This window comes from Bacillus sp. UMB0893 (genome assembly GCF_002858905.1).
Lineage (GTDB): Bacteria > Bacillota > Bacilli > Bacillales > Bacillaceae > Bacillus_P.
In genome coordinates, this window is the sequence record NZ_PKLB01000001.1 from 1,077,071 (window position 1) to 1,085,278 (window position 8,208).

General features: G+C 37.6%; 6 protein-coding genes. 3 read left to right on the top strand and 3 right to left on the bottom strand.

The window, feature by feature from the left end:
• Position 1: 1 nt before the first annotated feature.
• Entirely contained in the window at positions 2-2,428 is a 2,427-nt protein-coding gene (gene parC, locus CYJ36_RS05500; protein WP_101565538.1) for a DNA topoisomerase IV subunit A, read from the top strand.
• Positions 2,429-2,615: 187 nt separating this feature from the next.
• Here parC and CYJ36_RS05505 read toward each other — a convergent pair whose 3' ends face one another.
• Positions 2,616-2,933, bottom strand: coding sequence for a hypothetical protein (locus CYJ36_RS05505; RefSeq protein WP_101565540.1), 318 nt, complete (start codon positions 2,931-2,933; stop codon positions 2,616-2,618).
• Between the two features lie 175 nt (positions 2,934-3,108).
• On the opposite strand from CYJ36_RS05505, the gene CYJ36_RS05510 reads away from it, so the two are divergent.
• Positions 3,109-4,530 (top strand): alanine/glycine:cation symporter family protein, encoded by a 1,422-nt coding sequence (locus CYJ36_RS05510; protein WP_101565542.1) that lies wholly within the window; start codon positions 3,109-3,111, stop codon positions 4,528-4,530.
• Positions 4,531-5,257: 727 nt separating this feature from the next.
• On the opposite strand, the gene CYJ36_RS05515 is transcribed toward CYJ36_RS05510, so the two are convergent.
• Positions 5,258-5,476 carry a spore germination protein gene (locus CYJ36_RS05515; RefSeq protein ID WP_101565543.1) on the bottom strand — a complete coding sequence of 73 codons (219 nt, stop codon included), beginning with the start codon at positions 5,474-5,476 and terminating at the stop codon, positions 5,258-5,260.
• A gap of 522 nt (positions 5,477-5,998) precedes the next feature.
• Positions 5,999-7,015, bottom strand: a complete 1,017-nt coding sequence (locus CYJ36_RS05520; protein ID WP_101565545.1) for a hypothetical protein — start codon at positions 7,013-7,015, stop codon at positions 5,999-6,001.
• Positions 7,016-7,247: 232 nt separating this feature from the next.
• Here CYJ36_RS05520 and CYJ36_RS05525 point away from each other — a divergent pair, with 232 nt between their 5' ends.
• Positions 7,248-8,069, top strand: coding sequence for a glycerophosphodiester phosphodiesterase (locus CYJ36_RS05525; protein WP_101565547.1), 822 nt, complete (start codon positions 7,248-7,250; stop codon positions 8,067-8,069).
• The last annotated feature ends 139 nt before the right edge of the window (positions 8,070-8,208 follow it).

The following is an 8,208-nucleotide window of genomic DNA, read 5'->3' on the forward strand; positions in this document are numbered from 1 at the left end:
AATGACACAGCCAGAAAAATTTCGCGATCTCCCTCTTGAAGATGTGATAGGTGACCGTTTTGGACGCTACAGTAAATACATCATTCAAGACAGAGCATTACCTGATGCACGTGACGGGTTAAAGCCTGTACAGCGCAGAATCCTGTATGCCATGCATGTGGATGGAAATACAAATGATAAAAATTTCCGTAAATCAGCAAAGACAGTCGGTAACGTTATCGGCAACTATCATCCTCATGGAGATACGTCTGTATATGACGCTATGGTAAGGATGAGCCAGGATTGGAAAGTCCGCAATCTGCTCATTGAAATGCATGGAAATAACGGAAGCAATGATGGAGATCCTCCGGCAGCCATGCGTTATACAGAAGCCAGGCTTTCACCGATAGCAGCTGAACTTTTGCGTGATATTGATAAACGAACGGTCGAATTTGTTCCTAACTTTGATGATACAAGTCAGGAACCTCTCGTCCTCCCAGCCATGTATCCGAACTTGCTTGTGAATGGTTCAACAGGAATATCAGCAGGCTATGCGACAGATATTCCTCCTCATCATCTTGGTGAAGTCATTGATGCTGTTATGAAACGAATTGATCAGCCAGATTGTTCGGTTGATGATTTAATGCAAGTTATCAAAGGTCCTGATTTTCCAACAGGAGGCATTATTCAGGGAATCGATGGCATTAAGAAAGCCTATGAAACGGGAAAAGGCAAGATCATTATCCGCAGCAAAGCAGAAATTGAAAGCATTAGAGGCGGGAAACAGCAAATCGTCATCACAGAAATACCGTTTGAAGTGAACAAAGCCAATCTTGTCAAACGGATGGATGAGTTCCGAGTTGAACGTAAGCTTGACGGCATTGCAGAGGTCCGTGACGAAACAGATCGCACGGGTCTGCGGATTGTGATTGAGCTGAAAAAAGAAGCAGATGGGCAGGGTATATTAAATTACCTATATAAAAACAGCGATTTGCAAGTGACTTACAATTTCAACATGGTTGCTATACATAACCGCAGACCAACATTAATGACGCTTCCGACGATATTAGATGCGTATATAACGCATCAGAAAGAAGTCATTACGAACCGCTCTAATTATGATTTGCAGAAAGCACGAGAAAGACAGCATATTGTTGAAGGGTTAATTAAGGCATTATCTATACTAGATGAAGTGATTGCGACCATCCGCGCTTCAAAAGACAAGCGGGATGCAAAAGACAACATAATTTCAAAATTTCAATTTACGGAGCTTCAGGCAGAAGCCATTGTATCTTTGCAGCTATATCGCTTAACAAACACAGATATTACAGCCCTGCAAAGTGAAGCAAAGGAACTTGATGAAAAAATAACAACGCTGCTTGAAATCTTAAACAATGATAAAAGATTGTTCCAAGTCATAAAATCAGATTTGAAAAAAATCAAAAAAACGTATGCTGATGAAAGAAGATCTGTGATTGAGAATGAAATACAGGAAATCAAAATCAATCTGGAAGTCATGATTGCATCAGAAGATGTGATTGTGACGGTTACAAAAGATGGGTACATTAAACGAACAAGCGGGCGATCATACGCAGCCTCAAACGGACAGGACTTCGGTATGAAGGAAACAGATCGATTGCTTGCAAAATTTGATGTGAATACAACTGAAGTAGTCCTTCTCTTTACGAATAAAGGAAATTACATTTATTGTCCTGTTCATGAACTTCCAGATATCCGCTGGAAGGACCTTGGACAGCACATCGCGAACATTGTGAATCTTGAGCGGGATGAACAGCTGATAAAAGCGATTCCTGTCAAAGATTTCAGCACAGAACAATATCTCTTATTTGTGACGAAGAACGGCATGGTCAAGAAAACAGAACTAAGGTTATATAAGGCTCAGCGATATTCTAAAGCATTAATGGCAGTTAACCTTAAAGACCAGGATGTTCTTATTGACGTTCATGTAACCTCAGGAAAAGATGAAATCTTTTTAGCCACTCAAAATGGATACGGTCTATGGTTTTCTGAGGAAGAAGTCAACATCGTTGGAGCCAGAGCAGCGGGAGTTAAAGGTATTAACTTAAAAGAAGATGACTTCTTAGTCGGAGGTTCGGTATTCCGCTCAGGTGAAATTCCTTCCATTATCATTGTCACTCAAAGAGGTGCAGCGAAAAAGATGTCGCTGAAGGAATTCGAAAAAACATCACGTGCAAAACGGGGACTGATCATGCTGCGGGAGCTGAAAAATAATCCTCATCGCATTGTAGGCATGAACCTTATTCAGACAGATGACAAAATTATCATCAAAACAGAAAAAGGCCAAATCGAAGAAATTGAACCCAAAACTTTAAGAGCAAATGACCGTTACAGCAACGGGTCATTCTTTATAGACGAGGGAGAAGCAGGTCCGGTAAAAGAGGTTTGGCTCGTTACAGCTAAACAATAAGTCAAAAAAAGACATCCTTCTAGTAAAAAAGAGGATGTCTTTTTCTTTTATTTATTTTTAGTGAAGTAATCAGTGAATGCATGCATAATCTCAATACCCTGATACAAAAATAGACTGACAGCCGTTAATGAAAAACTTGTCACCATGATCAATCTTAACCAAAACATCGTGGCGGCCTCCTCCTTTTTTAATTGTCTTTAGGATGGAAGCGATGTTGGCCGAAATAGGAAGATTGATAAAAGACAGCCAGTAAAAACCTTTTGCCGGCAAGCAAACTAGCCAGCATGCACAGATTAAAAAGAGCAACTAAAAGATAAGACTCTTTTTCTCCTGTATCAAACTCTGTGAAAAATGTGAATTTAAAATCATCTTCTTTACTATCACCGAAAGGTTTCACATGCTCTTCAAGATCAAATGCAGGAAAAACAGATTTATAATGCTGGACGTGCTGAATTGTTCCTGCAAGGAGTAAGGCAATGAGAATTAAGAGGATACGCTGTGTCATAACACTCCTCCTCTTTTTAATAATAGACCTATCATAACGCAATATCACAATTTAGCATAGAGGAAATTTTTTTGTTTTTCCTATACAAACCGACTAAAAGTGATATAATTTACTTTTGTGATGTTAGATTACCTAACATAATTATTAAATTATCATTATTTTCAGGAGGTTTTACATGGAGTTTTTAAAAGCAATCATCTCAAGCGGAAATACGGTTCTTTGGTCTTATTTGCTTATTTATATGCTCGTAGGACTTGGATTATATTTCACAATCCGTTCTAAATTCGTGCAGTTTCGTTATTTTGGAGAAATGTTCCGGTTATTAAAAGAACCAGGCATGGTATCGAAAGAAGGAAAAAGAGGCATTTCATCGCTGCAGGCCTTCTTTATCAGTGCAGCCTCACGTGTCGGCACAGGAAACCTGGCAGGCGTTGCCATAGCAATTGCAGTCGGCGGACCAGGAGCAGTCTTCTGGATGTGGCTAATCGCCATTGTCGGTATGGCTTCAAGTTTTGTAGAAAGCACACTTGCTCAAGTCTACAAAGTAAAAGATGGCGATCAATTCAGAGGCGGACCAGCTTATTATATGGAAAAAGCGTTAAATGCAAAGTGGATGGGAGTCTTATTTGCAATCTTGATTACGCTTTGCTTTGGATTAATTTTTAATGCAGTGCAGGCGAATACGATCGCACTTGCATTTGAAAGTTCATTTAACGTGGATAAAACGGTCATGGGCATTATTCTTGCTGTATTCACAGGAATTATTATATTCGGCGGATTAAAGCGCATTGCTGCTGCCAGTCAGATTATTGTTCCTGTAATGGCCTTGATATACATAGGTGTGGCTTTAGTAGTCGTTATCGGCAATATATCGGAAGTGCCTTCGGTCATGGCTGTTATTTTCACTAATGCATTTGGTTTTGAACAAGCTGTAGGCGGCGGAATAGGTGCAGCGATTGAAAATGGAATCAAAAGAGGCTTGTTCTCAAATGAAGCTGGTATGGGGAGTGCGCCAAACGCGGCTGCAACGGCAAGTGTTACTCATCCGGCAAAACAAGGCTTTATTCAAACACTTGGTGTTTTCTTTGACACAATCATAATCTGCAGCACAACGGCGTTCCTTATCCTATTATTTGATACGACACCAGATTCAGCATTAGATGGCATCCAGATTACTCAAGCTGCTTTGCAGTCACATATCGGCGACTGGGCTGGAACATTCTTGGCTGTTGCCATTCTGCTGTTCGCATTCAGTTCGGTTATCGGAAATTATTACTATGGCGAAACAAATATTGAATTCTTGAATGGAAATAAAACGGTTTTATTTATTTATCGAATAGCTGTAATTGGAATGGTGATCTTTGGATCTGTTTCAGGCTTCCAGCTTATTTGGGACATGGCAGATCTATTTATGGGTCTAATGGCTGTAACCAACCTGATTGCAATAGCTATTCTTTCTAAACTTGCGTTTGCAGTTTTAAAAGATTACGGACGCCAGCGCAAGGAAGGGAAGAACCCTGTATTTAAAGCAAGCTCAATTCCAGGCCTGAAAAACACAGAGTGCTGGGGAGATAATGAGATAGAAGAAACTAAATAAAAGGTAAAAAACCGAATTTCTGAATCTTCATTGAGCCTAAAAGGTTTCCGACTTTAGCCGGGAATGAAAAAAATCGATGACGACATTACCAAAGAATTTCCTTTACAGGACATGCTTATGGGAATGTCTTTTTTTGGGTTGAATAAACTGAACCCTGTTTGTGCTTTTCGATTGCTTATTTAAAGATGTCCCCTACTAGCAAATATATAGAAATTTGATTGTCTATAAAAATGGTCCCTAAAGAAAAGTGCTAAAAAAACGAACGAAGTGTAAGGGACTTTCAAAAGTGGCTATCAATTTTATGATTCTACAATTAAAGTGTAACATCGTACAATAAAAGCTTTGTTGTTGTTTAAATATTAGCTCCTAATAGAAAGTTAACAAAAACAAAACCCCTTGGGTGCCCAAGGGGTTTCAATCTGTCTAAATGAATCGTTAATGAAGGCATTTATTCATTATTGATGAATAAATGCTTTCGGCTTCTAGGAATTCAATTTAAAGCATAAAGAAAAAAATCACGTGGAGTAGTATAACCGATTCTACCTGCATACTCTGCTGCTATGTTTGTCCTTTAACTTCCTCTTTATTTTAGACATAAATGATCGTTACAGAGGCTTTGGCATTAAAAAATGTCGAAACTACATAAGGATCTTAAAGTGGATAGTAGTTCTGTTTTAATAGCATTATCATTTCGGAGTATTAGAAATTCGTGGTGTTGTTAAGACATTTAAAGATTTGCTGCTTGATTCAGATCATTAACATCAGGATCAATACTATTGGTTTTGCTAATACCATTATTAACTGTAATAAAATTTCCGTTATTGCCTCCGCCGGACCCAGTAATCGCTTTAGACACACTTTTAGGGGAGATATTAAAAGAATCTCCAAAATTCACAACTCCGCCAGATACTGTATTGATATTGATAGATCCTATAATTGAAGGCATAGTCTCATTCCTCGTCCACTAATTATATAGCTATCTTATTCAGGTGGAAATGTTTTTGTCTATTAAAAACACCCAATACATCTCATATATAATAGAAAATAATAAAAAATGGACTATAAAATTAGCCCATAGTGCTAAGGAATCTGACAAAATTATATTAGAAATAGGACTTTACCTAAAGTGTCTGTGATATTTAACTCACAAGGTCTACAACTTCTATCCAAGAAGAAGGAGAAAGCCTTTAAGTGATACGTTCTCAAGTAAGGGGGGATATTGAATGTCGTTCTGTATGGGTCTTGTAAATATGGTGGTGGCTATGAAGGTGAGATGACGAAGTATAACCGTTTTCGTTGCTTATCATTAAAATAATAAAAATAACAAATAAGAAAAGTGGTGAAAAATCACCACATAAAACATGTTGTTTCACCAGAGGAGAGCGAGTGGCACTATTGTAAATCGATTTTAAAACAAGTTCAATCCCAGGTTTGAAAAACACATACTGCTGAGAAGATCGATGGATATTTATTTGATTGAAATTAGATTACTATCTATATTAAGATAGATATCTTTTGTTTCAAAACCAATTGAGGTATTGAGATCAAGTACGTCAACTGTAACTTTGACAGTTTGTGAAAGATACTCCTGATTCAATAAGTCCTGCATTGAAATTTTCAATTCATTCGTATCGGGAGATGAAATCCTGAGAATTTCTTTTGTATCCTTTTTTATACCATCCTCATAAAACGTAAAATTGACTTTATAGGCAACATCTTTTCTCTCTGTTATTTTGAAAATGACTTCTTGATTCTTGGCTTCTATTAAGGTTGGTGTTTTTAATAGTCGATCTTTATCAACTTTTAAGCCGCTTGCTTCCTCAAGATAAGTAATGAGCTCCTTATTTCCCAAGACATTTGGAATATCCTCGTTTTCGTGCTGTGTTCTCAAATAAAACGCTTCATTGCTGCTTGTTACATCTTGCATGTATCCTTTTTTCCCAGATCCATATAAAAGCACATAATCTTCAGCTATTATTTCTTGCGGATACCATTTATGATTTTCGTCAGCATAGTTCCAATAAGCATCCCATCTTACAGGCTTCTTTTCCAATCCTCTAATTTTACTCCATTCGGAAAATGGAAAGTGATGAGACTGCAGATAATGATAAGCAAAATGATGACCATACTCATGTGAAAGTGTGTCCGTGTAAGAAGAGACATCCGTATATTTATCACCCTGATAAAGAGTGATTGTATCTGTTAAAGCATGAAAACTGCCTTTTGTTGTTGATGCACCAAATGCACCGCCTCTGACTCGAACTTCTTGAAGAAACTGAAGTTCATCTCCATGCTTATTTTTAATTAATTCCTGGTAAAGCTGTTTCAATTTTTCTTCGTCCCAAGCATTGGTATAGCTAAGGAAAAGAATACCTTCTGGAGATTTATAAATGGCATGATAATCAGAATCGTAGGTAAGTGGATCCAAGCTAAGCAATATAGGTAAGAATAATAATAGAATAATATGTTTTATAATCCACTTCAAAGTCATCACTTCCTTCACGCTATTTTATCATGCCGTGAACTTCAAAATAGCTGTTTCATTTTTCCAAGAGAGGGAGAACTGGTCTGAAATGTTTGTAAATGAAAGTATGAAAATCATCCTATTCTTCTTCACGGTAATGAAAATATTCTGACATATTTTCCACATACTTAATAAACAATTTTCTATTAGACTAAGAGTGTTTCAAAAATTAATAGTATGGGAGAGGTTGAAATTGAATAAAAAATGGCTAGCAGGAGCGGGTTTCGCACTTGCATTATTTGTCAGTCCGTTCAACCAAGCATTTGCAGCAGAATCAGCGGGGCAGAAGGTGGATAATGTTGCTCATCGTGGAGCTTCAGGATATGCACCAGAGAACACCATTGCAGCTTTTGACAAAGCGGTGGAAATGAAAGCAGACTACATTGAGATTGACGTACAAAGAAGCAAAGACGGTAAATTAGTGGTGATTCATGATACAACAGTTGACCGTACAACTGATGGCAGCGGACTTGTTCAATCTCTCACGTATGAAGAATTACGAAATTTGGATGCAGGCAGCTGGAAGGGAGAAGAATTCACTGGCGAAAAAATTCCTGCCTTTGATGAAATTCTTGATCGATATCACGGTAAAATCGGTATTTTAATTGAATTGAAGGCACCTGAACTATACCCTGGAATCGAAAAAAGCGTTGCAAAAGAGCTAAAAAAACGAAACCTGGATAAACCTCAAAATGAGAAAACAATCATTCAATCATTTAATTTTGAATCGATGAAGATAATGAATAAACTCCTGCCAAAAATGCCAATCGGTGTGCTAACATCATCACGTTTAGATACAACAGAGCCAGCATTAAAAGAATTTAGTACTTATGCAGATTATTTTAATCCAAGTTATACAATCGTTTCGAAAGATCTTGTAAATCAGGTGCATAAAAAAGGAATGAAAATTCAATCATGGACCGTTCGAAGTCAAGAAACAGCTGATTTTCTTTTGGAAATGAAAGTAGATGGGATTATTACGGATTATCCGGATTATGTGGATCCAGTGAAATAAATGCTCATAGCGAAATATTTTATCAGAAAGATTGACCATAATTAATACAAGGTCAATCTTTTTGATTGTGAAATGAAAACCCCGGGCTAGGCCCGGGGTTCCAAAAAGCTTTCAGCGTGGTATTAAAAAAACTTCCTCA

Coding starts and splice junctions, on each gene's coding strand:
- parC (WP_101565538.1), top strand. CDS start 2: ATGACACAGCCAGAAAAATTTCGCGATCTCCCTCTTGAAGATGTGATA.
- CYJ36_RS05505 (WP_101565540.1), bottom strand. CDS start 2,933: ATGACACAGCGTATCCTCTTAATTCTCATTGCCTTACTCCTTGCAGGA.
- CYJ36_RS05510 (WP_101565542.1), top strand. CDS start 3,109: ATGGAGTTTTTAAAAGCAATCATCTCAAGCGGAAATACGGTTCTTTGG.
- CYJ36_RS05515 (WP_101565543.1), bottom strand. CDS start 5,476: ATGCCTTCAATTATAGGATCTATCAATATCAATACAGTATCTGGCGGA.